25 protein-coding genes are annotated in these 24,633 nt (G+C 66.1%); 11 read left to right on the forward strand and 14 right to left on the reverse strand.

What is annotated here, in order from left to right:
- Window positions 1-269 precede the first annotated feature (269 nt).
- Together KW832_RS07705 and pstS are read right to left on the reverse strand one after the other, a co-directional pair.
- Window positions 270-1,781 (reverse strand): CYTH and CHAD domain-containing protein, encoded by a 1,512-nt coding sequence (locus tag KW832_RS07705; protein ID WP_218299440.1) that lies wholly within the window; start codon window positions 1,779-1,781, stop codon window positions 270-272.
- A 99-nt stretch (window positions 1,782-1,880) separates the two neighbouring features.
- Window positions 1,881-2,927, reverse strand: coding sequence for a phosphate ABC transporter substrate-binding protein PstS (pstS, locus tag KW832_RS07710; protein WP_255577569.1), 1,047 nt, complete (start codon window positions 2,925-2,927; stop codon window positions 1,881-1,883).
- 320 nt (window positions 2,928-3,247) lie between these two features.
- Between pstS and KW832_RS07715 the strand changes: the two genes are divergently transcribed.
- Window positions 3,248-4,900, forward strand: a complete 1,653-nt coding sequence (locus KW832_RS07715; RefSeq protein ID WP_218299442.1) for a methyl-accepting chemotaxis protein — start codon at window positions 3,248-3,250, stop codon at window positions 4,898-4,900.
- Between the two features lie 63 nt (window positions 4,901-4,963).
- On the forward strand, window positions 4,964-5,167 hold the full coding sequence (locus KW832_RS07720) for a hypothetical protein (RefSeq protein WP_055402288.1): 204 nt from the start codon (window positions 4,964-4,966) through the stop codon (window positions 5,165-5,167).
- A gap of 18 nt (window positions 5,168-5,185) precedes the next feature.
- On the opposite strand, the gene KW832_RS07725 is transcribed toward KW832_RS07720, so the two are convergent.
- Window positions 5,186-6,472, reverse strand: a complete 1,287-nt coding sequence (locus KW832_RS07725) for a sensor domain-containing diguanylate cyclase (protein WP_121506893.1) — start codon at window positions 6,470-6,472, stop codon at window positions 5,186-5,188.
- Window positions 6,473-6,563: 91 nt separating this feature from the next.
- On the opposite strand from KW832_RS07725, the gene KW832_RS07730 reads away from it, so the two are divergent.
- On the forward strand, window positions 6,564-6,908 hold the full coding sequence (locus KW832_RS07730; RefSeq protein ID WP_218299443.1) for a DUF6172 family protein: 345 nt from the start codon (window positions 6,564-6,566) through the stop codon (window positions 6,906-6,908).
- Window positions 6,909-6,959: 51 nt separating this feature from the next.
- Here the strand turns inward: KW832_RS07730 and KW832_RS07735 are convergent, their stop codons facing one another.
- A complete protein-coding gene (locus KW832_RS07735; RefSeq protein WP_218299444.1) occupies window positions 6,960-8,240 on the reverse strand; it encodes a DEAD/DEAH box helicase in 1,281 nt (426 codons plus the stop codon).
- A 214-nt stretch (window positions 8,241-8,454) separates the two neighbouring features.
- On the opposite strand from KW832_RS07735, the gene KW832_RS07740 reads away from it, so the two are divergent.
- The 5 genes from KW832_RS07740 to KW832_RS07760 all read left to right on the forward strand — a co-directional run bounded on the left by KW832_RS07740 (window position 8,455) and on the right by KW832_RS07760 (window position 10,348).
- Entirely contained in the window at window positions 8,455-8,925 is a 471-nt protein-coding gene (locus tag KW832_RS07740; protein WP_121419656.1) for a DUF2721 domain-containing protein, read from the forward strand.
- Window positions 8,922-9,284, forward strand: coding sequence for a translation initiation factor Sui1 (locus tag KW832_RS07745; RefSeq protein ID WP_218299445.1), 363 nt, complete (start codon window positions 8,922-8,924; stop codon window positions 9,282-9,284). Before KW832_RS07740 ends, KW832_RS07745 begins: the two co-directional genes overlap by 4 nt.
- A gap of 13 nt (window positions 9,285-9,297) precedes the next feature.
- Complete coding sequence (locus tag KW832_RS07750; protein WP_218299446.1) at window positions 9,298-9,552, forward strand: DUF3820 family protein; 255 nt, start codon at window positions 9,298-9,300, stop codon at window positions 9,550-9,552.
- A complete protein-coding gene (locus KW832_RS07755) occupies window positions 9,549-10,085 on the forward strand; it encodes a hypothetical protein (protein WP_218299447.1) in 537 nt (178 codons plus the stop codon). Before KW832_RS07750 ends, KW832_RS07755 begins: the two co-directional genes overlap by 4 nt.
- An 89-nt stretch (window positions 10,086-10,174) precedes the next feature.
- A complete protein-coding gene (locus KW832_RS07760; protein WP_171012331.1) occupies window positions 10,175-10,348 on the forward strand; it encodes a LiaI-LiaF-like domain-containing protein in 174 nt (57 codons plus the stop codon).
- 37 nt (window positions 10,349-10,385) lie between these two features.
- On the opposite strand, the gene KW832_RS07765 is transcribed toward KW832_RS07760, so the two are convergent.
- Window positions 10,386-10,835, reverse strand: coding sequence for a group III truncated hemoglobin (locus KW832_RS07765; RefSeq protein WP_218299448.1), 450 nt, complete (start codon window positions 10,833-10,835; stop codon window positions 10,386-10,388).
- Window positions 10,832-11,602, reverse strand: coding sequence for an iron-sulfur cluster repair protein YtfE (gene ytfE / locus KW832_RS07770; protein WP_218299449.1), 771 nt, complete (start codon window positions 11,600-11,602; stop codon window positions 10,832-10,834). Before ytfE ends, KW832_RS07765 begins: the two co-directional genes overlap by 4 nt.
- 92 nt (window positions 11,603-11,694) lie before the next feature.
- Between ytfE and KW832_RS07775 the strand changes: the two genes are divergently transcribed.
- On the forward strand, window positions 11,695-12,225 hold the full coding sequence (locus KW832_RS07775) for an Rrf2 family transcriptional regulator (protein WP_218299450.1): 531 nt from the start codon (window positions 11,695-11,697) through the stop codon (window positions 12,223-12,225).
- 52 nt (window positions 12,226-12,277) lie between these two features.
- Here KW832_RS07775 and KW832_RS07780 read toward each other — a convergent pair whose 3' ends face one another.
- The 5 genes from KW832_RS07780 to serB form a co-directional block, all read right to left on the reverse strand.
- Window positions 12,278-13,300 carry a helix-turn-helix transcriptional regulator gene (locus tag KW832_RS07780; protein ID WP_218299451.1) on the reverse strand — a complete coding sequence of 341 codons (1,023 nt, stop codon included), beginning with the start codon at window positions 13,298-13,300 and terminating at the stop codon, window positions 12,278-12,280.
- A gap of 195 nt (window positions 13,301-13,495) precedes the next feature.
- Entirely contained in the window at window positions 13,496-15,607 is a 2,112-nt protein-coding gene (locus tag KW832_RS07785; RefSeq protein WP_218299452.1) for a xanthine dehydrogenase family protein molybdopterin-binding subunit, read from the reverse strand.
- Entirely contained in the window at window positions 15,604-16,068 is a 465-nt protein-coding gene (locus KW832_RS07790; RefSeq protein WP_055402315.1) for a (2Fe-2S)-binding protein, read from the reverse strand. The genes KW832_RS07785 and KW832_RS07790 overlap by 4 nt, the downstream gene beginning before the upstream one ends.
- Window positions 16,069-16,225: 157 nt before the next feature.
- Window positions 16,226-16,807, reverse strand: a complete 582-nt coding sequence (locus KW832_RS07795; protein WP_218299453.1) for a redoxin domain-containing protein — start codon at window positions 16,805-16,807, stop codon at window positions 16,226-16,228.
- A gap of 25 nt (window positions 16,808-16,832) precedes the next feature.
- Window positions 16,833-17,546 (reverse strand): phosphoserine phosphatase SerB, encoded by a 714-nt coding sequence (serB, locus tag KW832_RS07800; RefSeq protein ID WP_218299454.1) that lies wholly within the window; start codon window positions 17,544-17,546, stop codon window positions 16,833-16,835.
- Window positions 17,547-17,776: 230 nt separating this feature from the next.
- On the opposite strand from serB, the gene KW832_RS07805 reads away from it, so the two are divergent.
- On the forward strand, window positions 17,777-19,435 hold the full coding sequence (locus KW832_RS07805; protein ID WP_218299455.1) for a serine hydrolase: 1,659 nt from the start codon (window positions 17,777-17,779) through the stop codon (window positions 19,433-19,435).
- Window positions 19,436-19,688: 253 nt separating this feature from the next.
- Entirely contained in the window at window positions 19,689-19,907 is a 219-nt protein-coding gene (locus KW832_RS07810) for a hypothetical protein (protein WP_055400951.1), read from the forward strand.
- Window positions 19,908-20,110: 203 nt separating this feature from the next.
- On the opposite strand, the gene KW832_RS07815 is transcribed toward KW832_RS07810, so the two are convergent.
- From KW832_RS07815 to mfd, 3 genes are all read right to left on the reverse strand, one after another.
- Window positions 20,111-20,299, reverse strand: a complete 189-nt coding sequence (locus KW832_RS07815) for a DUF3149 domain-containing protein (protein WP_055393653.1) — start codon at window positions 20,297-20,299, stop codon at window positions 20,111-20,113.
- Window positions 20,300-20,393: 94 nt separating this feature from the next.
- Window positions 20,394-21,053, reverse strand: a complete 660-nt coding sequence (locus KW832_RS07820) for a hypothetical protein (RefSeq protein WP_218299456.1) — start codon at window positions 21,051-21,053, stop codon at window positions 20,394-20,396.
- Between the two features lie 73 nt (window positions 21,054-21,126).
- A complete protein-coding gene (gene mfd, locus KW832_RS07825) occupies window positions 21,127-24,591 on the reverse strand; it encodes a transcription-repair coupling factor (protein WP_218299457.1) in 3,465 nt (1,154 codons plus the stop codon).
- Between the last annotated feature and the right edge of the window lie 42 nt (window positions 24,592-24,633).

A 24,633-nucleotide genomic window follows, 5' to 3' on the forward strand; every position in this document is an offset into this window, starting at 1 on the left:
GTTGGTGTCGATGCAAGGCGGACCATCGCGGCTACGTCAGGGGATAGCCTGAAAGTTTTGGGTGGTAAGTGGTTGTTCTTTCATTTTGACGAAACTGAATTTAAGCAGTGCGGCCTAGTGGGAGGGGCGGGAATGCGGGGAGGGCCGTGGTCGGCAGGAGAGGTCGCTACGGAGCCACGACGCCTTGACAGGTTTGGACCATCTATGCGCCGTGTATGGGGAAGGAGCGCGTGCATATCTGTCACTGTCTCTCAGTGCTTACCGCTCTTTTACAGGCGAGGCGCTTCGGCAATGTGGTCCAGCGCCGCTTGGCAGTCAGCCACCGTCAACGCCTCCCGTGCAGTCAGCCAGCCCATGCCAAACCAGGCCCGCGGGTCCATGGCAGCGATGTCGCTGTACAGCGCGCGGGCCACCCGTTCATCGCCCAGCCGGCCCAGAGCCTTCAGCGCAGGCTGCAGGCTGGCGAGGAACGATTCCCCCTCGGCGTCCAGTGCAGGCGCGACAAATTCCGTCAGGTAGCGCAAACGCTTCAAGCGCTTGCGCAGGCGGTGTTGTTCCTCCACCGGCAGGGCGGCAAAGTCTTGGGAGCCTTGGCGCACCTTGGCGTGCAGGCGGCGCAATCGCTTGTGCAGCAGGCGGCGGGTGTCCTTCGCGTCCAGGGCTTCTTCTGCGGCTGCCGGCGGGGCGTCCTCGCCCTGGGCCGTGAACGCCATGAGGGCGATCAACGCTGCCTGAAACGCTGGCATGCGCACGATGGCGGCGGCGGATGGGGCGGGGGCGTGCCCCGCCGCCACAATCACATCCAGGGCAGGCGCACCCGCATCGCGCAGATCGGCAACGATGGACTGCAGGGCTTGGCCCTGGTCGCGCAGTTGGCCCAGGTGCTGGAACACCTCCACCAGCGGCGGCTCCCAGGCGGGGTCGAATGCGCCGGGTGCCAACGGCGCCAACTCGCGCAAGGCGGTGCGTAAGCGGCGGATGCCGATGCGCAACTGGTGCACATGCTCTTCATCGCCCCCGCCTTCGACGATCTCGCTGGCGTTGGCCAGGATCTGGTGGAGGCAATGGGCCACTGCCGCGCGCTGCAACGCGCGCCCGTTCAGGAAGTGCTTTGGGAGGCCACTGGCCTTCATCGGGGTGGCCTTGGTGGCGGGCCGGGCCCACTGCGGGGCCAGCAGACGCTCGCCTCGCTCTGCCTTGGACACCGTACTCAGAAACAGCCTATGCCGCGTGGCCCACCGGGTGGCGATGGCCGCCAGGCCCGCCAGCGGGCCGGCCTTGAGTTCCAGCTCCAGTTCGCAGATGCGGGCCTCTTTCTGCTGCGGCGTGCCGCGATGGGCGATGACCCGGCCGGTGTCCAGAGCCAACTCCACCACACCGCCCTTGAAGGCGATGTCCCGTGTCACGCGGTCCATCTCGGTGCCGTAGGTTTCGGTCAGAGGGCCGCTGGCGGCCTGCAGAGCACCCAGCAGCCGTGTGCCCGCCACGGTGCCTGCGTGCAACTCAGGCTGGGGCTCTGGGGCAGGGCCTGTGGCGTGGCCCCGGTCCACGTTGTGCTCCTCGCGGTCCAGCGGTCCGTTGCCCAGGGCCTTGACGGTCTGCACCCACTGGTCGCCCTCGCGGCGCAGCCGAAAAGCAATGCCACGCGATGACAGCGCTGCATCGGGCGTATCGAAGTAGCGGGCCTCCATACGGATGTGCGCGTGTGTGCCTCTGCGCGCGGCGGCCTGCACCGCAGCCAGGCGCTCTGGGGGGATGCAGAACTTGAACTCGATTTCCATGAAGACGGCGCCTGGTGATGGGGGCGGCAGAGCCTGCCGGTGAAAGATTAATAGAAATCCTAATGATTGATTTTAAGGGCGGAAATCATGAGTGCCGGATTATTGCTGCAAGGGTGCGGACGATGAAATCAGGCTCATACCCAGCGGAGTGCCATTTTTATCGCGGATGGAGGTAATTGCCTTGAAAGCCGATGCCTGAACCCGGTCTGGTAATCGAATAAAATTGTTTTCATGGACGAGAGTATCGCCATTGAGAAACGACCAGATGATGAATTTGAGGGCCAGGGTGGTTTGCTCTGGATTTTGAGTGACTTTGGGGAACACCACAAACGTGCCCATGGTGATGGGCCACACGGCTTTGCCGGGTTTTTGTGTCAGCGTATTGTGGAAGGCCCCGGTGGCTGGCCACTCGCTGTTGGCCAGTGCGGATTTGAAAGCGTCGATGGAGGGTTTCACAAAAACACCCTCGGCATTTTTCATCTGCACCGATGCCAGGCCATATTCGGCCACATACCCAAAATCCACATAGCCGATGGCACCCGCCGTGTCGCGCACACCCTTGGCCACCCCATCGCTCCCCTTGAACGCCAGAAATCCTTCGGGCCATTGGATGCTGGTCTTGGCACCGTGGGAAGCCTTCCATTTCGGGCTGACCTTGCCCAGATAATCGGCGAAGTTGTAGGTGGTGCCCGAGCCGTCGGCACGCACCACCACCTTGATGGGCAGGTCGGGCAGCGGAGTCTCGGGGTTCAGCGCGGTGATCTCGGGGGCATTCCAGCGGCTGATTTCACCCAGGAAGATGCGGCTGAGCACCTCGCCCGTCAGGCGCAGCTGTGCGTTTTGGACTTTGGGCAGGTTGACTATGGGGCTGATGCCGGTGATGGCCACGGGCAGTGCCAGCAAGCCGTGTTCGATGAGGTCCTTGTCAGGTGGGTAGACATCGGTGGCGCCGAAGCCCACGGCCTGTTGCTGGATCTTTTTCATGCCTGCGCTGGAGCCCACCGGGTCGTAGTCCACCCTGGAACCGGTGGCTCTGGCGTAGGCCTTGGCCCAACTGCGGTAGATGGGGGCTGCGGCCGACGAGCCCGCGCCCGTTACGGCTTGTGCACTGGCCTGGTGCGCCTGTAGCAGTGTAAGTGCCAGCATGAATACGGTATAGATATATTTCATGGATTTTTGTGTATTGGTTTTAATTAATAAGGATGTGGCTGTGAAATTCTGACCATAGGCCTATGCCCGGCAGGGGCATTGGAGTGATTTATGAAGTCTCAGCTTGTCAATGCGGCGCCGATTTTAACCACTGGAATGAATGGGGAATGTTTATCCCATCGTCATTATTTTGTCACTTGAAACAATTAGTATCAGCCGCGGCAGACGTGGGCCCTTGCTGGCAAGGCGTGCGCGCCAGCTGATGCGGTGGCAATGAACCCGGCTGCCCACCCAGTGAACCTTCATGAGAGATTCAGATGCTTCAAAAAATCAAGATTGGCACCCGGCTGGCGCTGGCGTTTGCAGTGCTTTTGCTGCTGATTTCTGCACTGGCTGCGGGGGGCATCAGCGGTGCCAAGCGCCTGACCGAGCGCAGCGCGGCGCTGTATGGTGACCGCACGGTGCCCCTGGGCGTGCTGGCAGAGATCAGCCACCTGACGCAGCGCAACCGGGTGCTGGTGATGGACATGCTGATGGACCCGGGTACCAGCAACCTGCAGGCCAGCCACGCCGCGTTGACTGCCAACGTGGAGCGCATCCACGCGCTGTGGACGGCGTATTCCGGCAAGGCGCTGGGTGCTGAGGAGCACGGTCTGGCGCAGGCCTTTGCCGATGCCAATGCCACCTACCTGGACAAGGGTCTCATCCCGGCTGCCTCGGCATTGGTGGCAGGCAAGTACGACGATGGTTCCGAGCTTTATATCAACCAGATCCGCCCCAATGCGGCCAAGGTGCAGGACGCCATCGAGAAGCTGGTAGCCCTGCAGATCAACGTGGCGGCGGCAGAGTTTGCCGGCGCACGGGAGATGAGCAACACCATTCACTGGTGGATGCTGGCGGCCACCGGGCTGGCCCTGGTGGCGGGCGCTGCGATGGCGTGGGTCATCACCCGCTCCATCTCGCGCCCTTTGCGCCAGGCGGTGGTGCTGGCCCGCACGGTGGCGGGTGGCGATCTGAGCGCACAGATCGATGTGCGCGGCACGGATGAAACCGCAGAATTGCTGGGCGCCCTGCGGGAGATGAACCACCAGCTGGTGCGCGTGATCACCGAGGTGCGCTCCAGCACCGAGACGGTGGCGCAGGAGGCCGTGCTGATTGCGGGCGGCACCGAAGACCTGGCGCGCCGTACCGAGGTGCAGGCGTCCAATCTCCAGGAGACGGCCGCCTCGATGGAGCAGCTCACCATCACCGTGCAACACAACACGGACAACGCCCACCGCGCCACCGAGCTGGCCCAAGAGGCCGCCAAGGTGGCCAACGAGGGCGGCAGTGTGATGCGCGACGTGATCACCACCATGCAGGAGATCAGCGTGCAGTCGCAAAAGGTCACCGACATCATCAAGGTGATTGATGACATCGCGTTCCAGACCAACCTGCTGGCCCTCAATGCGGCGGTGGAGGCGGCCCGCGCGGGCGAGCAGGGACGCGGCTTTGCCGTGGTGGCGGGCGAGGTGCGTGGACTGTCCCAGCGCAGCAGCACGGCCGCCCGCGAGATTCGGGGCCTGATTGCTGCCAGTGTGCGTGGTGTGGAGCGCGGGTCCACCCTGGTCGGCCAGGCGGGCGAGCGGGTGGCCAGCACCGTGCAGCGTGTGGACGAGGTGATGGAACTCATCAGCGAGATCAAGGATGCGGGGCAGGAGCAGGCCCGCGGCATTGCGCAGATCGGCGAAGCCGTGCGGCAGCTGGACGCCGCCACGCAGAAAAATGCCGCGCTGGTGGACGACAGTTCGTCGGCATCCACCGGCATGAAGAACCAGGTCCGGCGCCTGCTGGAGGTCGTTCACCAGTTCAGGCTGGCGCCTGACGGCGCTGGGGATGCCTTCGAAGGAGGCTACCGAGGTACGCAGCCACTGCCTGCCCTGCCAGCAAGGGCTTCATCCCCCAAGCAATTGTCCCTGGCACCCCGCTGACTGGACGCACAGGACCGGTGCGGTGCAGGTCATCAGATTCTTTTGCTATGGGGAAGATGCTCCATGAACCGCACGGATGTACTCATCGCCATTGCCGAGATTGCGCGGACGGGCGGTGCCTCTGCGCCCGAAGACGCCATCTCGCAACTGGCCGTGATCATCGATGGCCTGGAGCTGTCGAGCAGCGGCTCTGAACAGGTGATGGAGATGCTGCTGCGGATTGCCGCCTGCCTGTGGAACCTGCAGCAGGAACGCATGCGTTGGTAAGGCGCAACCGCAGATAGGTTACTGGGCTACTTGGCCATTCGGCTGATCGCCCAAGGGTTCCTGCGAAGCGATCTGGTCGCGCCCCTGGTTTTTGGCCAGGTACAGAGCCTGGTCGGCGCGGTCGAGCATGTCGCGCAGGCTGCGGTCTGCCTGGCGGAAGGTGCTCAGGCCCAGGCTGGCCGTGATGCCGTAGGCGTGGCCTGCCTCGTCGCTCAGCTGCAGGGCGCGAACGCCATGCAGGATGCGTTTCGCCACTTCCAGGCCCTCGTCCATGCTGGTCAGCGGCAGCAGCACGCCAAACTCTTCGCCGCCCAGTCGGCCCACGGTGTCGCTGGCGCGCAGCTGGTTTTTGACGGCCTGTGCAAACGCCACCAGGGCGCGGTCGCCTTCCAGGTGGCCAAAACGGTCGTTGATGGATTTGAAATGGTCCAGGTCCAGCATCAGCAGCGTGAGCGGCTCGCCATTGCTGCGTGAATGGGCATACACCGACTCCGCACATTCCAGAAATGCGCGGCGGTTGGCCATGCCGGTGAGCATGTCGGTGGTGGCCAGGCGCTGCAGCTCGCGCTCCAGATTCTTGCGCTGCGTCACGTCGCGGTAAATGCCCTCCACCCCTGCGAAATTGCCAGCATGGTCGTACAAGGCGTGGCTGCTGATGGAGATGTCGATCACGGTGCCGTCGCGCCGCACCATCTGGCCCGGAAAATCCGACACCTCGCCATGCTCCATGATGGCGGCCTTGAACGCGTCGCGGTCAGTGCTTTGCGGGTAGTACGACTCGGCCGTGCGGCCCTCGATTTCGTGGGGCTCGTAGCCCAGCACCCGGCGCACGCCAGGGCCCACATGCTGCACGATGCCCTGGGCATCGGTGCGGTAGTAGACGTCCTGCATGTTCTCAAAAAGGCGACGGAAGTTCTGCTCGCTCTCGCGCAGCTGGGCCTCGATCTCGCTCTGGTGGGTCATGTCCAGACCACACATCAGCACGGCGGGGGCTCCGTTCCACTCCACAGCCACGCTGCTGATGAGCACCATGCGCAGGTTGCCCTGCAGTGTGCGGATGCGAAATTCAGACGATTTGTTGGGCCGGCCGCCCTGTTCGGGCACAGCGACCTGCTGGATGCGGTTGGTAGAGCGCACCTGGTCCATGGGATGCACAAAATCGCCCGAGAGGCGGCCTATCAGGCTATCGGTGCTGGGCGCTTCCAGCAGCGCCATGCTGGCAGCGTTGGCAAAGCGGATGGCGCCCTCCTGCGTGACGAGCACGGCCGCTGGCAGTGTGTGCAGCAGACTGAGGTCGTGGAACATCGGGCTTGGCGGTAACCAAAAGTAATGCACCATTGTGGCACTGGGGTGCCCGGCTGGGAATCCATATCTGTCACAGGCGGTACCATCACCCATGAGAAAAACTTTCCAACTCCATGTTGAAGGCAAGAACCGGGACCGCGTTCTGGATGCCGTCAAGCACGAAATCCGCAAGTACATCAAGCGCGAACGGCGCCGCGACCTGCCCGAAGGCGCTGATTTTTGGGACTTTGACTGCCAGTTTGGTCCCACCAAGGAAGACGCCACCGTGGCGCACCTGTCGGCCTTGACCGGGCTGATCAACGGTGTGGCCGCTGAGGGCGGCGCGCAGTTCTATGTCGAGATTCTGGCCAAGCCCGCCAAGCGCACGCCACGGGCGCCGGGCGAGCCGCAAGGCGCTGATGAGGATGGTATGGACGAGGGCGACGAAGAGGTCTGAAACTCAGGCTGCTTGGGCGGCCGCCCTTCACGGCGCTTCCAAAGGCTCCTTTCAGGAGCCTTTTTTGTGGGCGGCGGGGGGCGATTCCGGAGCTGCCGCTGCTGCTGCGCGCAGTTTGTCCTTTTTGCTGGGCCGCTTGCCCTTGATGCCGCCAGTGCCCAGGGGATCTGTGGATGAAGCGGGCGCAGGGGCCTCGGTGGGTTCAAAACCCGCAATGTGTTCGCGCGGGATGGTGAGGTGCTGACGTTTTTCGATGAGGCGGAAATGTGCTTCGGCATCGGCCGTCACAAAGCTCACGGCCACACCGCTCTCGCCCGCGCGGCCCGTGCGGCCGATGCGGTGCACATAGTCCACGGCCGAGCGTGGCAGGTCGTAATTGACCACCGCAGGCAACTGCGCAATGTCGATGCCGCGTGCGGCCAGGTCGGTTGTCACCACTACCTGCCAGCGTTCATCCTTGAACTCCTGCAGCACCTGTTTGCGCGCGCCCTGGCTCAGGCCGCCGTGGAAGGGCGTGGCAAAGATACCCGCTTTGTAGAGCTTTTCGGCCACATGCTCGGCCGCGTATTGCGTGGCCACGAACACCAGCACGCGCGACCAGTTGTGTTCCTTGACCAGATGGCGCAGCAGCTGGGTGCGGCGGCTGGCGTCCACTGCAATGGCCCGTTGCTCGATGGCGGGCTCGTTGCCCGGGGTGTGGGGCACCTCCACGCGCACGGGGTTCTTCAGCAGGCCATCGGCCAGCGCCTGCACCGCCGCAGGGAAGGTGGCCGAGAAGAACAGGTTCTGCCGCTGCGCAGGCAGCAGCGCCAGCACGCGCTGCAGTTCTTCGGCAAAGCCCAGGTCCAGCAGGCGGTCGGCCTCGTCCAGCACCAGGTGCGCCACGGCCGACAGGCGCAGCGCGTTGTGGTCTACCAGATCCAGCAGGCGGCCCGGCGTGGCCACCACAATGTCTGCGCCGCCACGCAGGCCCAGCATCTGCGGGTTGATCGAGACGCCGCCGAACACAATGGCGATTTTGAGCGGATGCTGCAGGTGCTGGGCCAGGCTGCGCAGCACCTCGCCCACCTGGGCGGCCAGCTCGCGCGTGGGCACCAGCACCAGGGCGCGCACCCGGCGTGGGCCGCCGGTGGCGCTCAGCTGCAACTGCTGCAGCAAGGGCAGGGCGAAAGCAGCTGTCTTGCCCGAACCCGTCTGGGCGGCTCCCAGCAGGTCAGCCCCCTGCAGGATGGCCGGGATGGCCCCCGCCTGGATGGGGGTGGGCGCTACAAAACCCGCTTTTTCTGCAGCGTGGACAAGGGCAGGGGACAAACCGAGGGAGGCAAAGGGCATGGAGGCAGCGTTGGAGCGGCGTTGAAAGGGGGACGCACAACAGCGCGAATGGGGGGAAAGGGATGGGGCGATTGTCGCCGCAGTTGCTGCCTAAGCCCCTGCACGCGCGTCAGGCAGTCAAGGCCGTGCGCCGCTGAGCCTGGCTGCGCGCGCCATCACCCTGATAATTGGGCCACCGGCGGTTCGCCGGTTTTTCCTTTGTTTCCCAAGCACCATGGCCCTCACCCTTGACTCCTCTGCCATCACCCACGGCATCCAGCTGGCGGTGGCCCCCGTGTTTTTGCTCACGGCCGTGTCCGGCATGATTGGCGCTGTGGCGGGCCGGTTGGCCCGCATCATCGACCGGGCCCGCGTGGTGGAAGACCGCGCCCGCGCCAACACCGAGCCCGAGTTTCTGGCCCGCGCCTACAACGAACTGGCCGACCTGCGGCTGCGTGGGCGGCTGGCCAATGGCTGCATCGGGCTGCTCACGTTCTGTGCGTTCCTGATCGGCATCACCATCATCCTGCTGTTCCTCGGCGAGACCACCAACTTCCAGTCCAACCGCCTGGCCGTGGCGGGTTTTCTGGCGGGGGTGGTGTCGTTTTTGCTGGCGCTGGTGTGTTTTCTGACCGAGACCATGCTGGCCACCCGGCTGCTCAACTTTCACATGCTGCAGCAAGAGGTGGAAGGAAAAAAGCCATGAAGTCGTTGGCTGACCTGGGCGGCCTGGTGTATTCCACCGAGTCCGGCCGCATGTGCCCCGACTGCCGCCAGCCCGTGGCGCAGTGCACCTGCAAGCAGAACAAGCCTTTGCCCACCGGCGACGGCATCGTGCGCGTATCCCGTGAAACCAAAGGCCGGGGCGGCAAGGCTGTGACCCTGGTCAAGGGCGTGCTGGTGGACGCGGCCGCACTGGAGCAGCTGGGCAAGCAGCTCAAAGCCGCCTGCGGCAGTGGCGGCACGGTGAAAGACGGCGTGATCGAAGTGCAGGGCGACCATGTGGAGCGCGTGATGGCCGCACTGCAAAAGCTGGGCCACAAGGTCAAGCGGGCAGGCGGCTGAGGAGGGCTGTCCGATGGACTCGGAAAAATTGCAGCGCCTGGTCACCACCGAGATGCCCTACGGCAAATACAAAGGCACGCTGTTGGCCGACCTGCCGGGCAACTACCTGAACTGGTTTGCGCGCGAGGGCTTCCCCAAAGGCGAGCTGGGGCAATTGCTGGCGCTGATGCACGAGATTGACCACAATGGGCTGTCGGACCTGCTCGCGCCATTGCGCGCGGTAGGCGGTGTCGCGTCGACCCAGCCACTGAAAAAGGAAATCCCATGAAGGCCACGCCGGTTGTTGTCACGTTGTGTGTGATGGCGCATGTGGGGGCCGCGCAAGCAGCCTTTTGCACCTTTCCTATCTTCGATGGCCCCTATCGCAACGTTTCTGCGGCGGGATACGCATCGGCGGATCGGCCCGTGATCGCTTGCACCATGGTGCAGAGCGATTCCGCCCAGTACGGAGCCACGGCTGTGATGGCCGAGACGCTGGAGGGTGACGCGAAGCTGGAGGTCCGGTATACCGACAAGCCCTATCCCGTCCGGATTGCCGACGACTGGCGGCAAGACCTGTCGCCCTATTACCAGGACGTGCTGAGAGTGCGACTTCGCGCCCCTGCGCGCGAGACCGATGCGGCCCTGGCGCTGACTGCCGCACCCGGCGCACCCCTCGGCATGGGGTTCGGCATGTGTGTCTACGGCTATCCAAAGGCCGGCACGGCCTGGACCAGCGTGTCCATTAGCAGCCTGGGCAAATATGTTGCCGCCAGCGACACCTGCTACGAGCCTCCCCCGCTTTACTTCGAGCGCAACTGATGGCGGCGGCCCAGCGGTCTCCTGCCATGGGCAGGCGTGGGCAGGCATGTGATACTGACTCCAGTCACAACAACTCCGAGGGAATGCACATGAAAGGCCATATCGCAGCTATCGTCCTGGTCGTTTTGGGCGTGTTTTTTTTGCTGACCAATCTGGGGCTGATCAGCATCAGCCTGCGCGAGCTGCTGCGGGTGTGGTGGCCTGTGGCGCTGATTGCGGTGGGCTTGGCGCTGTTCTTCACGCCTGGCGACAAGAAGAAGTAGCTGGCCCTGGCGCAAAGGCCCAGGCCAGGGCCTTGATTCAGTGCCCGCCGTGCCCCGTGTGTCCGCTGCACGGCGTCACAAACGCCGGGTCGCTGCCAAAGTAGCCCCGAAACAGGTTGCGCGCAATGCCATGCGCCGCCACCTGCAGGTCGTGCGCCACCTCGGGCGCAAACAGGCCGCTGGTGTGGCGCTGCCACAGCCCCACCCAGGCGGCAAAGTGGGCGGGAGTCACGCCCTCCAGCGCCATGTGTTTGCCAAACACGTCGCCCTTGAAGCTGCGCGTGCCCAGTGCCACCGTGCTCCAGAAGTCCACGAGCCGCTGCAGGTGGGCGTCCCACTGGCCGTGCAAGGCCTTTTCAAACACGGGCCCCAGCAGCGGGTCCTGGCGCACATCGCCGTAAAAGCCATGCACCAGCTGCGTGATGCTTTCCACGCTGGGTGGTGCCTGTGCCCCAAGACCCTCGGGTGAAGTGGTTTGCAGGTTCATGCCTGCAGTGTGCCCCCGCCGCTGCACGCGCAGCCTGACGGACCGCAACCTTGCGACGAGGGCGCTGCGCCGGCTTCGAACGCCGGGAACAGCACGTTGTTCTCCAGGTGGATGTGGTTGATGAGGTCATCGCCCAGCTGGGCAATGCCTGCATACAGCGCGCGCCAGGTGTTGCACGCGCCTTGCGGGGGCGTTGCGTCGTTGGTCAGGGCGTTGAGCTTGTCTAACGCTTCGCCGTGGTCCACGTGTTCGGCGCGCATCATGCCGATGGGCTGGCCCACAAAGGGGTTGCCGCCGCTCTTGAGCATGGGGAACAGCACCTGCTCTTCCTTGAGCATGTGCGAGAGCAGCTCTTCGTGCATGGTTTCCAGGTGGTCGGCCAGTCCGGCGGGCACATGGGGGTTGTCGCGGTGCACGGCCTCCACGCGGCGGGCCATGCGGATCAGCTCGGGCAGCTGCTGGCGGTGCACCTCGTGGTAGCGCGCCAGGATGTGGTCGATCAGTGCGCTGGGCGATGCGGCTTCGGGCACGGCGTCGCTGCGTTGCAGGGCCGCCAGCTCGGCCAGCACGGCGTTCGCGTCCAGCCCCTTGTCGGCCGCCGCCTTCGCCAGGCTCACCTGGCCGCCGCAGCAAAAGTCGAGCTTGAGCCGCCGAAAAACCGCCGTGGCACCGGGCAGTTGCACCGCGATCTGGCCGATCTGCTGGTCGGCGCTGAGCGGGGCGGGGTGGGCGGAGGCAGCTTCCAGATGGTCAACACGGGCATTCATGGCAGGTCCTTTTAAAGATTCATTTAATGTGAATATTTTATTCAATAAAATTCGTCCTGCATACCTCTTTCAATTGACCTGCGGCAAAAACCATGCGCCTGACCCAATGGACCGACTACACGCTGCGCGTGCTCATGTACTGCGCAGCCACCGAAGGCCGCGAGCAACCTGTAACGATCATCGAGGTGGCCGAGGGCTACGGCATCTCGCGCAGCCACTTGATGAAGATCGTGCAGCAGCTGGCCGCCCAGGGGCTGTTGGAGACCACGCGCGGGCGGGGCGGTGGCATGCGGCTGATGGTGCCGGCGTCGGCCATCAACATCGGCGCCGTGGTGCGTGCCACCGAGACGGACTTCAACCTGGTGGAATGTTTTGATCCCGGCACCAACCAGTGCCGCCTGAGCAACCACTGCCGCCTCAAAGGCGTGTTGTGGCAGGCCATGCAGGCCTACCTGGCGGTGCTGGACAGCGTGACGCTGGCCGACCTGATGGCACCGGCCGCTGCGGGTGGGTCGGCTGCACGCGCCCTGCTGCCCACGGTGGCGCTGCCCCGAGGCGGCGGCGCCATGCGCAAGCGAGCACCCGTGGCCGGGTTGCCCTCCAAAGCCGAAAATATTGGATAAAAATGGCCCATTACGCTTGATAGATATCGAGTTTTTGCTATCAAATTGATAGTTAATCCAACCCTTGCATGCCTCTGACTGCAAATGCCTGCCGGTAGCGCGCCGGGGTCAGGCCCACATGGCGCGCAAATTCGCGTGTGAAGTGGGGCTGATCGGCAAAGCCGCACGCAAACCCGATTTCTGCGAGGCCATTCGGGCTCTCCAGCAGCCATTGCGCGGCCACCCGCGCGCGTGCCTCGGTCACGATGTGGCGGCAGCTCAGGCCGCGTTCGGTCAGCGCCCGCTGCAGGCTGCGGCGGGCCAGGCCCGTGTGCTGGGCCAGTGCATCCACTGTGTGTTGCGCGGCCGGGTCCTGCAGCACATGGCGCGCCATCTGGTGCGCCAGCGGCGGCCAGGGCAAGGCGTCGCACAGATGGGTGGCGGGCTGGGGCTGCTGCGTGGGGGTTGTGGGTGTGTTGCTGTCGTGAGGTTCCCAATGCAAGGTCCAATGGCCTAGCAACCTTCGCGCGGCCAGCGGTGCCAGTTGCGCGTGCAGTTCCGCCGGGGTGGCGACAGGGGCTTCCATCCGCAGGTTCACGCGGTGGCCTGCGGCCTCGGGCGCGCCGATCTCCACCCGCACCCCGCGCACGCTCAGGGCCTGGCTGGCACCCACCAGCACGCCCAGCACGGCCAGGCTTTCGGTGGGGTGGGGTTCTTCCGGCACACCGGGGCGCGCGTGGTGGCGCAGTGCCAGCGTGCCCGGGGCGCTGGCGGTGACGCTGACCTGGTGGCGCGAATGCACATAGCGCTCCAGCCGCTGCCAGCGCGCCAGCAGCTCTGGCGGGTGGGTGGCGCCCAGCAGCGCGCGGTGCACCGGGTCGCCCGCCAGCAGGTCCACCCGTTGGGCCAGTTGCAGCAGTGTGCCCAGGCCGCCCTGGTGCAGCACGGCTTCGACCACGCTGCGTTTGTAGGCCAGGGGCACGTGGCTCGCGGCCAGCCCGTCGGCACCCGGTGGGGGCGGTGGCGGCACCAGCCCGTGCGCAGCCATGGCGCGCACCAGCAGGCGGACCATGGCGGCGCTGGCAAAGTCTTGCATGGGCGGATTGTGCCGTTGGTGCTGCCCCGCTAGGGATGTCCTGCATAACCCTCGCGAGTCGGTGGTAGTGCGGATCGGGATGGGCCGCAAGGCGTCTTTTCGCAGCCAATAGCCCGGCTATTGGCAAGAAAAGCAACGCAGCGGATCGCCCGAGGCCGCGCTATCACGGACCGCAGGGAGTTATGCAGGACATCCCTAGTCCCGCGTGGACAAGGCCTGCAGCACATCCGCGCTGCGCACCGGCAGGCGGGCAAAACGCACGCCGGTGGCGTCGCGCAGCGCGTTGGCGATCGCTCCGGCCCCGGCCACCATGGCGGTTTCTCCGGCACCGGTGGGCGGCGCGCTGCTGTCGATCAGGTGCACATGCAGCGGCGGCACGTCGCCCATGCGTGGCAGCGGGTAGTCGGCAAAGCTGGCAGCGGCCACGCCCGAGCGGGCCACGGGCAGTTGCTCGTGCAGCACCATGCCCACGCACCACACGAGGTTGCCCTCGGTCTGCGCGCGCACGCCGTCAGGCTGCAGCACCAGGCCGCAGTCGTGCGCGCACCACAGCGCCGTTACGCGCACCTGGCCGGTGGCGCGTTGCACCTCCACGTCGGCCACGGCGGCGGCGTAGCTCACGCCCTTGTAGATACCGCCTGCGATGCCGCGCCCGCGCAAGGTGGTGGCGTCGCTGGCGGGGCGCTCTGACCATCTGGATTCTGCTGCGGCACTGCGCAGCACCTGCGCCAGGCGTGCATCGGTGGTGTGCTGCAGGCGCCAGTCCAGCGGGTCGGCCCCAACGTGGCGCGCGCATTCGTCCATGGCGCTTTCCACCACCAGGGTGTTGGGCCCCGCACCCAGGCCGCGCCAGGGGCCTGTGTGCACGGGCAGGCGCTGGGCGGTGAACTCGATGCGCTGCTGGGGCACGTCGTACGGCATTTGTGCGCCGCGCGCCACGCCGCTGTCGCCCGCCAGGTCGGCCAGGGTCTGCATCCACACCGGCATGGCGGCGGGTGTGAACAGGATGTGGCTGCTGGCCAGCGCATGCCACCAGTGGGTGATGCGCCCGCCCTGCACGCGCGCCCGCACGCGGTGGCTGGAGGCCGGGCGCTGGAAGCCCTGAGCAAACTCCTGCGCGCGGCTCCATTGCACCTTGACGGGCGCCTCCACAGCCTGGGCGAGCACGGCGGCTTCGAGCTCCACCGTGCACAGGGTGCGGCCACCAAAGCCGCCGCCGATGCGGCAGGCCTGCACCTCAATGCGTTCAGCGTCCAGGCTGAACTGCCGTGCGAGCACGTCGCGCATGTAGAACAGGTCTTGCGTGCCCGCCCATACTTTCAGGGCGATGCCCTCTTTGCCTGCGTCGGCCAGCCAGTGCGCCGTTGCGCTGCGCGGCTCGATGGGCGCGTGGGCGGCCAGGGGCACGTCCATGCGCAGGTCCAGCGTCCATGCTGTGTCTGTGGGCAGGTCGTCCTTGCGCAGCCGGTGCTGCAGCGCGCCCCGGCGCAGGTGGGTGTCGATGTCGATGCGCTCGTCGATGGCGGCCTGCTCGAACGCACTGCCATCGTCCACCTGCCACTGCACGGCCAGCGCGGCCTCGATGCGGTCGAGCGCCGAGGGCGTGCGCGCCACGATGCCCAGGCCCAGGCTGCCCATCTGCGCGAGGCGCGGGTGCTGCACCACGGCCACGCAGGCCGGGTCGGCGCGGGCGGCCGTCTCATCCCACGCTTGCGGGCGTGAGGTGATTTCGGCCGACATCGGTGCGCGCAGCACGCGGCCATAGAGCTGGCCGGGCAGGCGCGTGTCGCCCGCAAACAGCGGCTGGCCGGTGACGAGGGCGTGCAGCTGGCCAGGTGCCGCCGCAGCTTCTTTGGCGGCCCCCGTGCGCGACTGCAGGCTGCGCAGCGCGCTGGCCGGGATGTCGCGCGGGGCCAGCGTGCCTGTGGTCTGGCCTTGCGCCAGGGCCTCGCGCAGCGTGGCGCAGGCGCGGGCCAGGGGCAGGGCAAAGTCCTGCACGCTGGCGCTGCCCACGGTGGCGCGCACGCGGGCGATGTGGCGGGTGCTGGGCAGTTGCAGGTGTACTTGTGCAGGCGGCACGCCCAGCTCGGCAGCGGCCAGGCCCTGCATGGCGGCGCTGATCTGCTGGCCCATTTCGGCGCTGGGCAGCCACAGGGTGTAGCGGCCGTTTTCGTGCCGTATCCAGCCCAGCGCGTCATCGGCGGTGGAAGTGGGGCGCTTGGGGATCACTGGCACCAGGCTGCAGCCCGCCAGCGTGACGGTGAGTACCCCGGCGCCTGCCGCTGCCAAAAACTGGCGGCGCTTCATGGTTTGGTTCCCCCGGCTGCTTGGTGGATGGCTGCGCGCACGCGGTGCTGGGTGCCGCAGCGGCACAGGTGGGCCGACATGGCGGCGTCGATCTGCGCATCGCTGGGGCGGGGTGTGGCGCGCAGCAAGGCCACGGCGCCCATGATCTGGCCGCTCTGGCAGTAGCCGCACTGGGGCACGCGCAGGTCCAGCCAGGCCTGTTGCACGGGGTGCAGCGTCCCGTCGGGCGCCGCCAGCCCCTCGATGGTGGTGATGGAGCGCCCTTGCAGCCCGCGCGCCGTCTGCAGGCAGGCGCGCTGCGCTACGCCGTCGATGAGCACGGTGCAGGCTCCACATTGGCCCATGCCGCAGCCAAAGCGGGTGCCCGTGAGGCCCAGGGGCTCGCGCAGCAGCCAAAGCAGGGGTTCGTCCTCCCAGCCGGGTGGTACGGGCTGGGGCTGTTGGTTCAGGGTGATGTGCATGCGGGCCTCCGTGGGTGGTACGGGGCCAGTGTGCAAAGGCGGAGGCGGTTGGTCTTGAAGATCTGCGCCAAACAGATCAGAGCGGTAACTTTGGCGTCGGGCCGGGGATTTGAATGAAAATGGCCTCCAGCGCTTGTCCATCAAGCGCTAGAGGCTATCATTTTGGAAGCATTGCACTCCACTGCGGCATGGTCTGCGCCCACCACAGCCGCAGGCGCATGGCCCATTCGGGTGTGTAGCCCGAGGTGGCGAACCGCACTTGGCCGTGCGCGTCGATGACCACCAGCGCGGGCACGGCGCGCACGCCCCAGCTGCGTGACAGGGTGCCCTGCGGGTCCACCGCCGTAGGCCAGACCATGCTGCGCTGGCGCTGCACCTGGGCCACCTTTTCGGCGTTGCCCGACTGCATGGCCACACCCAGCACGGGCCAGTCGGCGGACAGGCTGGCGATGCTGGGCTCTTCCAGCTTGCAGATGGAACACCATTCGGCCCAGAAATGCACGGCCACGGCCTGACCGGGGTGCTGGGCGCGCCACTGGGCCAGGGTGGTGGGGGCGGTGGCGCCAGCGCTGGGGGCCATCACCAGCGCCACATCGGGCGCAGGGCCCTGGGGCAGGTCGCGCGTGCGCCAGGTGTCTACCGCCACGATGGCGATCCAGGCGAGCGCGAGGGTGGCCAGGTGCTGCTTCCAGCCCCGGCGCAGGGCCTGTGCTGCGCGGGTGATGCGGACTTTCAGCATGACTGGATGGCGATGCCGTCGTTGATCAGCGCAGCACTTCGAGCAGCCGGTCGAGCCCGCCCTGGTTGATGGCCACCTTGGCCTGCGCGCGCACGGCGGGCTTGGCGTGGTAGGCCACCGACAGGCCCGCCGCGCCCATCATGGGCAGGTCATTGGCGCCATCGCCCACGGCAATCGCCTGCTGGGGCGAGATGCCCATGAGCGAAGCCACTTCCAGCAACGTGCGGCGCTTTTCGGCGCCATCACAGATGTCGCCCCAGGCCTGGTCCACCATGCGGCCGGTGAGTTGGCCATCTTGCACTTCGAGCATGTTGGAGCGGGCGAAATCAATGCCCAGCCCGGCCTTCACGCGGTCGGCAAAAAAGGTGAAGCCGCCAGAGACCAGCAGCGTGGTGAGGCCCGCCGCCTTGGCGGCGGTGATCAGCTCCTTGGCGCCTGGGTTAAAGCGCAGGCGCTCAGCGAACACCTGTTCCATGTGCTGCACCGTCACGCCCTTGAGCAGTGCCACGCGCTGGCGCAGGCTTTCCTTGTAGTCGGTGATCACGCCCTGCATGGCGGCTTCGGTGATGGCGGCCACCTCGGCCTTGCGGCCTGCGGCGTCGGCAATTTCGTCCACGCACTCGATGTTGATGAGGGTGGAGTCCATGTCAAACGCGATGAGCTTGTAGCTCGACAGGGACAGGGGGGCTTCAATGCCCTGGACAACAAGGCCGGGCGCGAATTCGGTAGCGTGGGTCATGGCAGAACGTGGGAGTCGATTTTTTGGGGGAGCACAACCTGCAATGGTATCGCCCGCGCCTGCGTACTCGACAGCCCCAAACCGTATCGCCCCGCAGGGCATAAATTCTGCGGCTCGCGGCCGAGAGAGGTTGCTTCCAGCCCTTGGGTTTGCCTGGGATGCGTACGATGTGCCGCACGCGCCCATGGGAGCATATGATTTCTGCACAACATGCACGGAGGGTACTGACGATGGCGATGCACAGAGACGGCAACGCGGGAGAGAAAGTCTCCGCGACATGGATCAACCGCAGGCAGGCCACGGCCGCACTGCTGGCCAGCGCGGTGGTGCCTTTTACCCCAGCGGAAGCGCAGGATGCAGCAGCCCCCGCATCACCAGCTGCATCACCCGCCGCATCAGCTGCCGAAGCCCCTCTCGCCGCTATCTGGCCTGCTGACGATTGGGCAGAAAGCACGCCCGAGGCCCAGGGCATGGACTCCGCGGCGCTGGCCAAGCTCGTCGACTTTGGTGCAGCGCAGGGCATGGACAGCCTGCTCGTCACCCGCCACGGCAGCCTGGTGGCCGAGGCCTTCTATGCCCCGTACCGCGAGGGGCTCAAGCATGCCGTCAACTCCACCACCAAGGGTGTCGTCGCCACGCTCACCGGCATGGCTATCCAGGACGGGCTGATCGCCTCGCGCGATGTGCCCGTGCTCGACTTCTTTGCTGACCGCAAGGTCGCCAACGCCGATGCCTCCAAGAAGGCCATGACTGTGGGCCACCTGCTGGACATGACCTCGGGCCTGAACTGGATCGAGCCGCTCAGCGACGCCGTGCCCGAGACCATGCTGCAGCTGACCCGCACGCGCGACTGGCAGGGCTTTGTGCTCGACCGGCCCATGGCCCAGGCGCCCGGCACGGGCTTCAACTACAACAGTGGCAACACCCATCTGCTCTCGGCCATCCTGGCGCACAAGACCGGCGGCAGCACCCTGGCCTATGCGCAAAAACGCCTGTTCGGCCCCCTGGGCATCACCGACGTCCGCTGGCGCAAGGACCCGCAGGGCCTGGAGGTCGGCGGCTGGGGCCTGTACCTGCACCCGCGCGACATGGCGCGCATCGGCTACCTCTACCTGCGCATGGGCCAGTGGAACGGCCGCCAGCTGCTGCCCGCTGCCTGGGTGGAGCAGGTCTTCAATCCCGTGGTGGACATGGGTTTTGGCACCAGCAACGGGGCGCCATCCTTCAAGTACGCCAACGGCTGGTGGAGCATCCCTTCCAAGCGCGCGTACTTCACGGCCGGCTTCAACCGCCAGCTCATCGTGGTGCTGCCCGACCTCGATGTGGTTGTCGCCGTGACCGGCCGGCGCCACTACCCGCTGCCCCTGTTCATCGACCAGATCACCGCCGCAGTGCGCTCGCGCGAGCCCCTGCCTGCCGACGCTGCCGGGCAGGACCATCTGGCCGCCCGTATCCGCGACGCCGGGGTGGAAAAACCCAGCGCCATCCCCACCACCACGCCCGAACTGGCCGCCACCGTTTCGCGCAAGGCCTGGCTGCTGGAGCGCAACGGCATGGGCATCCAGCGCCTGGTGCTGGATCTCACGCCTGCCAACCCGCGCTATGAGGTCACCTTCGACAGCAGCCGTCCCGATTTGCCGCGCGAGCCGGTTGCCGGCCCGCTGGGCCTGGATGGGAAGTACCGCACCGCGCAGCAGGGACCCAATGCGGTCATCGCCATCAAGGGCCACTGGCTTGATGCGCAGACCTTTCAGCTCATCTCGCGCTCGGTGGCGGATGGCGAGGTCACCGTGGTCACGCTGAAATTCGAGGACGGCGGGAAGGCGGTGAATGTGGGGTTGGAGAACAACTGGGGGTTCAGGGCGCAGGTGCGGGGGCGCGGGGAGTAGCGGTTCGGCTTTGCAGGGCCGTGGGCAATGACGCTGCCAGGTTCACCACCACGGCGACCAGCCCGGCTCTGGCCAGGTTCTTCCATGATCGTGGCTGGATGGTCGCGTTTCCCGAGCGCCGGGGGCTCGGCGTGCCCCGGTTGATATTGGCGCTCTCGGCCGCATGTTGATGGTTGTCAGGTAGCCTTGGGCTTCCACTTCCCAGCACCAGCAGGTGCCCTCGCCAGCAAGACCCGCTACCGATAGACCACCGATGAAGACCATTGACGAAATGCTGCACCTGGACTTGCTCACCGCCGAGCAGCACGTTGACATCAGCGCATGGATTGCGCAGTCAGCCTCTCCCGAAGAAATACTGCAGATGCCTGCGCCCCTGTGGCAGGCCCTGGAGCGCGCCAGCAAAGTGATGGGCATCGACGAGGACCTTTTGCGACCACCGTCGTTCGATGCGGACAGTCTGGCTCTGGGCTAAGACGCTTGTGCCGCTGGCGGCAAGCTTGGCTTGGGTGTCCGGGTCGAAAAGGGCGGCATGCACTGCGCGCTGGAGTTTGTCGGCAACGGGCCGTGGACCATGGCAGAACGTGGGAGCCGTTTTTTAGGGGCTACAGCCCGCAATAGCATCGCCTCCTCGGCTTCCCCGTGCCGGGCTACGGCGCTTAGACCGTGCGGGCCGGATCAGCGCGAAGGCGGCAGGCTCTTGCCGTTGCCCGCGCGCCCGGCGGTGGCGGGGTTGGGCGTAGGTGGTTCGTTCATCTTGACCAGGAACATGCGCAGGAAAAACGCGGCCATGCACAGCATGAACCCGATGCCAATGATGCTCATCAGCCCGTAGTCGGTAGAGAAAAGATCGTTCAGCAGCTTCATGGTGGGGCACTCCTTGTTGGTGTGATGTCCACTATCGCGCTGCAAAGGCGGATACCCCTTGCGCTGTGTCAACCATCGCTGCAGCAGCCGAGGCTCAGTCCGGCCGGGGCAAGTACAGCCGGTCCGACCATGTGGCCAGCCACTCGGGCTTGAAGGCCACAAAAATCGCCGCGAGCATGCCGGTGACAAACCCATCGCCCCAGGCCATCAGCCAGCGCGCCACCAGCGACAGCTCATCGCCCACGCCGGGCAGCAGGTGGCCGCTCCACTGCGACAGGACGCCCGCCGCAAACACGCAGACCACCGTGCCCAGAAACGCACGGCCCAGCACATAGACAAAAGGCCTGGTGCCCGTGTAGCGCCGCACTAGCGCGCCCAGGCCCAGTGCCAGCGTGGCGGGCACCACGCCCAGCCACACCGTGGCACCCAGCGCATCGGCCCAGGCCATGGCGGGGGAGATCAGGCAGGCCACGATGCCCACGCCCATCAGCACCGGGATCGCCAGCGGCCAGCCCAGCATCAGCACCACCAGGCAGGCGCCCGACCACTGCAGTTGCAGCGGCATGGCGTGCAGCGTGGGCAGGGCCCACAGCCAGGGCAGAAACACCAGCGCCGCGAGCAGCGGCGTCCACAGCGCAGACGGCGCGCCCTGCGTCTCGTGTGCCAGAGGCTTGCGGTTGGCCAGCATGCGCCAGGGACGGGCCGCCAGAGCGGTAACCAGAGCGACGAGGGCGAGGGCGGCTTCCAGCCACATGGTTCTGTTTACTACGCTATTGATAGCTACTAGCGCTTGCCAGATAAGCGATAGAGGCCAATTTCATTAAAAATCAAGCAACCGCCAGTGGCTGCCCCAGGCTGCGCAAGATGTCCCGCACCATCTGCGCCCGGTCCTTGGGTTCTTTCAGCTCGCGCTCGATGCGCAGCTTCTCGTTGCCCGCCAGCTTGATGTGCTTGTTTTTCTGGATCAGCTCGATGATGCGCATCGGGTCGATGGGCGGCTGGGGCTTGAAGGTGATATTGATGACGCCAGGGGCCGCATCCACCTTGACCACGCCGTAGGGCTGGCTCAGCACGCGCAGGCGGTGCACGTCAATCAGGGTCTGGGCCTGCGGCGGCAGCTTGCCGAATCGGTCCACGATCTCTTCGAGCAGGCCGTCGATCTGGTCGGGGTTCTTGGCCGTGGCCAGCTTCTTGTAGAACGACAGGCGCAGGTGCACGTCGCCGCAGTAGTCGTCGGGCAGTAGGGCGGGGGCGTGCAGGTTGATGTCAGTGGTGACGGACAGGGGCGACAGCAGGTCCGGCTCCTTGCCTGCCTTGAGCGCCTTGACGGCTTCGTTGAGCATCTCGTTGTACAGCTGAAAGCCCACCTCCAGCATGTTGCCGCTCTGGTTCTCGCCCAGCACCTCGCCAGCGCCGCGAATCTCCAGGTCGTGCATGGCCAGGTAGAAGCCGCTGCCCAGTTCTTCCATCTGCTGGATGGCTTCGAGCCGCTGCTGCGCTTGCTTGGTCAGTCCTTCCACGTCGGGCACCATGAGGTAGGCATACGCCTGGTGGTGGCTGCGGCCCACGCGCCCGCGCAGCTGGTGCAGCTGCGCCAGGCCGAACTTGTCGGCGCGGCTCATGATGATGGTGTTGGCGGTGGGCACGTCGATCCCGGTCTCGATGATGGTCGAGCACAGGAGGATGTTGTAGCGCTGGGCCACGAAGTCGCGCATCACGCGCTCCAGTTCGCGCTCGGGCATCTGGCCGTGGGCCACGGCGATGCGGGCCTCGGGCAGTATCTCTTCGAGCTTCTGGCGGCGGTTCTCGATGGTCTCCACCTCGTTGTGCAGGAAGTAGACCTGGCCGCCGCGCTTGAGTTCGCGCAGCACGGCCTCGCGGATCACGCCCGTGCCCTCGTTGCGCACAAAGGTCTTGATCGCCAGGCGCCGCTGCGGCGCGGTGGCGATGACCGAGAGGTCGCGCAGGCCTTCGAGTGCCATGCCCAGCGTGCGGGGGATGGGCGTGGCCGTGAGCGTGAGCACGTCCACCTCGGCGCGCAGGGCCTTCATCTGCTCCTTGTGGCGCACGCCGAAGCGGTGCTCCTCGTCGATGATCAAGAGGCCCAGGTTGTGGAACTTGGTGGATTCACTGAGCAGCTTGTGCGTGCCCACCACGATGTCCACCGTGCCGTCGCCGATGCCCTTGATGGCGGCGGTGATCTCCTTGCCCGAGCGAAAGCGCGAGACCTCGGCCACCTTCACCGGCCATTTGCTGAAGCGGTCCACCAGCGTCTGGTAGTGCTGCTCGGCCAAGAGCGTGGTGGGCGCGAGGAAGGCCACCTGCTTGCCGCCCGTGACGGCCACGAAGGCCGCGCGCAGCGCCACCTCGGTCTTGCCGAAGCCCACATCGCCGCAGACCAGGCGGTCCATGGGGCGGGGGCTGATCATGTCCTGGATGACCGCGTGGATGGCGGCGTTCTGGTCGGCCGTTTCTTCAAAGCCGAAGTCGTTGGCAAAGGTCTCGTAGTCTTGCGGGCTGTAGCGGAAGGCATGGCCTTGGCGTAGCGCGCGGCGGGCGTAGATGTTGAGCAGCTCGGCCGCGCTGTCGCGCACCTGTTCGGCGGCCTTGCGCTTGGCCTTTTCCCACTGGCCGCTGCCCAGCTTGTGCAGCGGCGCCTCGTCGGCGCTCACGCCGGTGTAGCGGCTGATGAGCTGCAGCTGGCTCACGGGCACATACAGCACCGCCTTGTCGGCGTATTCGAGGTGCAAGAACTCCTGCATGGCGGGCGTGCCGTCGGGGTTCTTGTTGCCCACGTCCATGTTGACCAGGCCGCGGTAGCGCCCGATGCCGTGCTGGCTGTGCACCACCGGGTCGCCCACGTTCAGCTCGGCCAGGTCCTTGATCAGTGCCTCGACATCGCTCACTTGCTCCTGCTTCTTGCGCCGGCGCGTGGTGGGGCCTGCGGCAAACAGCTCGGTCTCGGTGACGAAGTCGATGCCGTCCTCGATCCAGCTGAAGCCCACGGTGAGGCCCGCGGTGGCGATGCCCACCTTTTCGTCAGTGGTGCCCTGGAACTCGGCCAGCGAGTCGAAGGCCGGTGGGTTCACGCCGCTGGCGCGCAGAAAGTCGAGCAGGCTCTCGCGCCGCCCATCGCTCTCGGCCAGCAGCAGCACCCGGTGCTGGGTGTTGCGGAGGTGGGCGTGCAGGCGGGCCAGCGGGTCCTCTGCCCCGCGCACCACCGAGAGGTCGCCGAGCTTCTGGAAGTGGGGGTTGTCGGCAATGTCCTCTACCCCGGGGCGGATGGACAGCTGGGCATGCTCCTTGGCGCGCGTGTAGAACTGGTCGGCCGAGAGGAACAGCGCCTCGGGCGGCAGCACTGGGCGCTCCGGGTCGCCTTGCACCAGACGGAAGCGGTCCTTCGTGTCCTGCCAGAAGCGCTGGAAGGCGGGCTCCAGGTCGCCATGCAGCACCACCGTGGCTTCGCCGCCCAGGTAGTCGAACACCGTGGCAGTTTCGTCGAAGAACAGCGGCAGGTAGTACTCAATGCCGGCCGTGGCCACGCCCGCGCCCATGTCCTTGTAGATGCGGCTCTTGGTCGGGTCACCTTCGAGCATCTCGCGCCAGCGGCTGCGGAATTTCGCGCGCGCGTCGTCGTCCATGGGGAACTCGCGGCCGGGCAGCAGGCGCACTTCGGGCACGGGGTACAGGCTGCGCTGGCTGTCGGGATCGAAGGTGCGGATGCTGTCGATCTCGTTGTCGAACAGATCCACGCGGTAGGGCACCAGCGAGCCCATGGGGAACAGGTCGATCAGCCCGCCGCGCACCGCGTATTCGCCAGGGCTGACCACCTGGGACACGTGGCTGTAGCCTGCCAGCGTGAGCTGGGCCTTGAACTTGGCTTCATCGAGCTTTTGCTTGACCTTGAAGTGGAAGGTATAGCCCGCCAGGAAGGAGGGCGGCGCGAGGCGGTACAGCGCTGTGGTGGCAGGCACCAGCACCACGTCGGCTTCACCCTGGGAGATGCGCCACAGCGTGGCCAGCCGCTCGCTGATCAGGTCCTGGTGCGGCGAGAAGGTGTCGTAGGGCAGCGTCTCCCAGTCCGGGAACAGCGCGCAGCGCAGGCCCGGCGCAAAAAAGGCCATCTCGTCGATGAGCCGCTGTGCATCGGTGGCGTCGGCCGTGACGATGGCGGTGGTGCGGCCCCCTGCCTTGTCACGTTCGGCCAGACGGGCCAGTAGAAGGGAATCGGCGCTGCCCACGGGGCGGGGCAGGGTGAAACGTTTTCCGGGGGAGAGTTTGGGCAGTTCCATGCGGACGGTGTCGTCTGGGCCCACCGCATCCCCAGGGGCGCG

It is taken from the genome of Acidovorax sp. sif0632 (assembly GCF_019218805.1).
In the GTDB taxonomy this organism is placed as follows: Bacteria; Pseudomonadota; Gammaproteobacteria; order Burkholderiales; family Burkholderiaceae_C; genus Acidovorax; species Acidovorax facilis.

Excerpts from the sequence above, each read along its gene's own strand:
- KW832_RS07820 (WP_218299456.1), bottom strand. The coding sequence starts at position 21,053 with ATGTGGCTGGAAGCCGCCCTCGCCCTCGTCGCTCTGGTTACCGCTCTG.
- KW832_RS07735 (WP_218299444.1), bottom strand. The coding sequence starts at position 8,240 with ATGCCCTTTGCCTCCCTCGGTTTGTCCCCTGCCCTTGTCCACGCTGCA.
- KW832_RS07775 (WP_218299450.1), top strand. The coding sequence starts at position 11,695 with ATGCGCCTGACCCAATGGACCGACTACACGCTGCGCGTGCTCATGTAC.
- KW832_RS07720 (WP_055402288.1), top strand. The coding sequence starts at position 4,964 with ATGAACCGCACGGATGTACTCATCGCCATTGCCGAGATTGCGCGGACG.
- KW832_RS07705 (WP_218299440.1), bottom strand. The coding sequence starts at position 1,781 with ATGGAAATCGAGTTCAAGTTCTGCATCCCCCCAGAGCGCCTGGCTGCG.
- ytfE (WP_218299449.1), bottom strand. The coding sequence starts at position 11,602 with ATGAATGCCCGTGTTGACCATCTGGAAGCTGCCTCCGCCCACCCCGCC.
- KW832_RS07815 (WP_055393653.1), bottom strand. The coding sequence starts at position 20,299 with ATGAAGCTGCTGAACGATCTTTTCTCTACCGACTACGGGCTGATGAGC.
- KW832_RS07780 (WP_218299451.1), bottom strand. The coding sequence starts at position 13,300 with ATGCAAGACTTTGCCAGCGCCGCCATGGTCCGCCTGCTGGTGCGCGCC.
- KW832_RS07765 (WP_218299448.1), bottom strand. The coding sequence starts at position 10,835 with ATGAACCTGCAAACCACTTCACCCGAGGGTCTTGGGGCACAGGCACCA.
- serB (WP_218299454.1), bottom strand. The coding sequence starts at position 17,546 with ATGACCCACGCTACCGAATTCGCGCCCGGCCTTGTTGTCCAGGGCATT.
- KW832_RS07755 (WP_218299447.1), top strand. The coding sequence starts at position 9,549 with ATGAAGGCCACGCCGGTTGTTGTCACGTTGTGTGTGATGGCGCATGTG.
- KW832_RS07715 (WP_218299442.1), top strand. The coding sequence starts at position 3,248 with ATGCTTCAAAAAATCAAGATTGGCACCCGGCTGGCGCTGGCGTTTGCA.
- KW832_RS07785 (WP_218299452.1), bottom strand. The coding sequence starts at position 15,607 with ATGAAGCGCCGCCAGTTTTTGGCAGCGGCAGGCGCCGGGGTACTCACC.
- KW832_RS07745 (WP_218299445.1), top strand. The coding sequence starts at position 8,922 with ATGAAGTCGTTGGCTGACCTGGGCGGCCTGGTGTATTCCACCGAGTCC.
- pstS (WP_255577569.1), bottom strand. The coding sequence starts at position 2,927 with ATGCTGGCACTTACACTGCTACAGGCGCACCAGGCCAGTGCACAAGCC.
- KW832_RS07725 (WP_121506893.1), bottom strand. The coding sequence starts at position 6,472 with ATGTTCCACGACCTCAGTCTGCTGCACACACTGCCAGCGGCCGTGCTC.
- mfd (WP_218299457.1), bottom strand. The coding sequence starts at position 24,591 with ATGGAACTGCCCAAACTCTCCCCCGGAAAACGTTTCACCCTGCCCCGC.
- KW832_RS07790 (WP_055402315.1), bottom strand. The coding sequence starts at position 16,068 with ATGCACATCACCCTGAACCAACAGCCCCAGCCCGTACCACCCGGCTGG.
- KW832_RS07795 (WP_218299453.1), bottom strand. The coding sequence starts at position 16,807 with ATGCTGAAAGTCCGCATCACCCGCGCAGCACAGGCCCTGCGCCGGGGC.
- KW832_RS07760 (WP_171012331.1), top strand. The coding sequence starts at position 10,175 with ATGAAAGGCCATATCGCAGCTATCGTCCTGGTCGTTTTGGGCGTGTTT.
- KW832_RS07805 (WP_218299455.1), top strand. The coding sequence starts at position 17,777 with ATGGCGATGCACAGAGACGGCAACGCGGGAGAGAAAGTCTCCGCGACA.
- KW832_RS07810 (WP_055400951.1), top strand. The coding sequence starts at position 19,689 with ATGAAGACCATTGACGAAATGCTGCACCTGGACTTGCTCACCGCCGAG.
- KW832_RS07750 (WP_218299446.1), top strand. The coding sequence starts at position 9,298 with ATGGACTCGGAAAAATTGCAGCGCCTGGTCACCACCGAGATGCCCTAC.
- KW832_RS07740 (WP_121419656.1), top strand. The coding sequence starts at position 8,455 with ATGGCCCTCACCCTTGACTCCTCTGCCATCACCCACGGCATCCAGCTG.
- KW832_RS07730 (WP_218299443.1), top strand. The coding sequence starts at position 6,564 with ATGAGAAAAACTTTCCAACTCCATGTTGAAGGCAAGAACCGGGACCGC.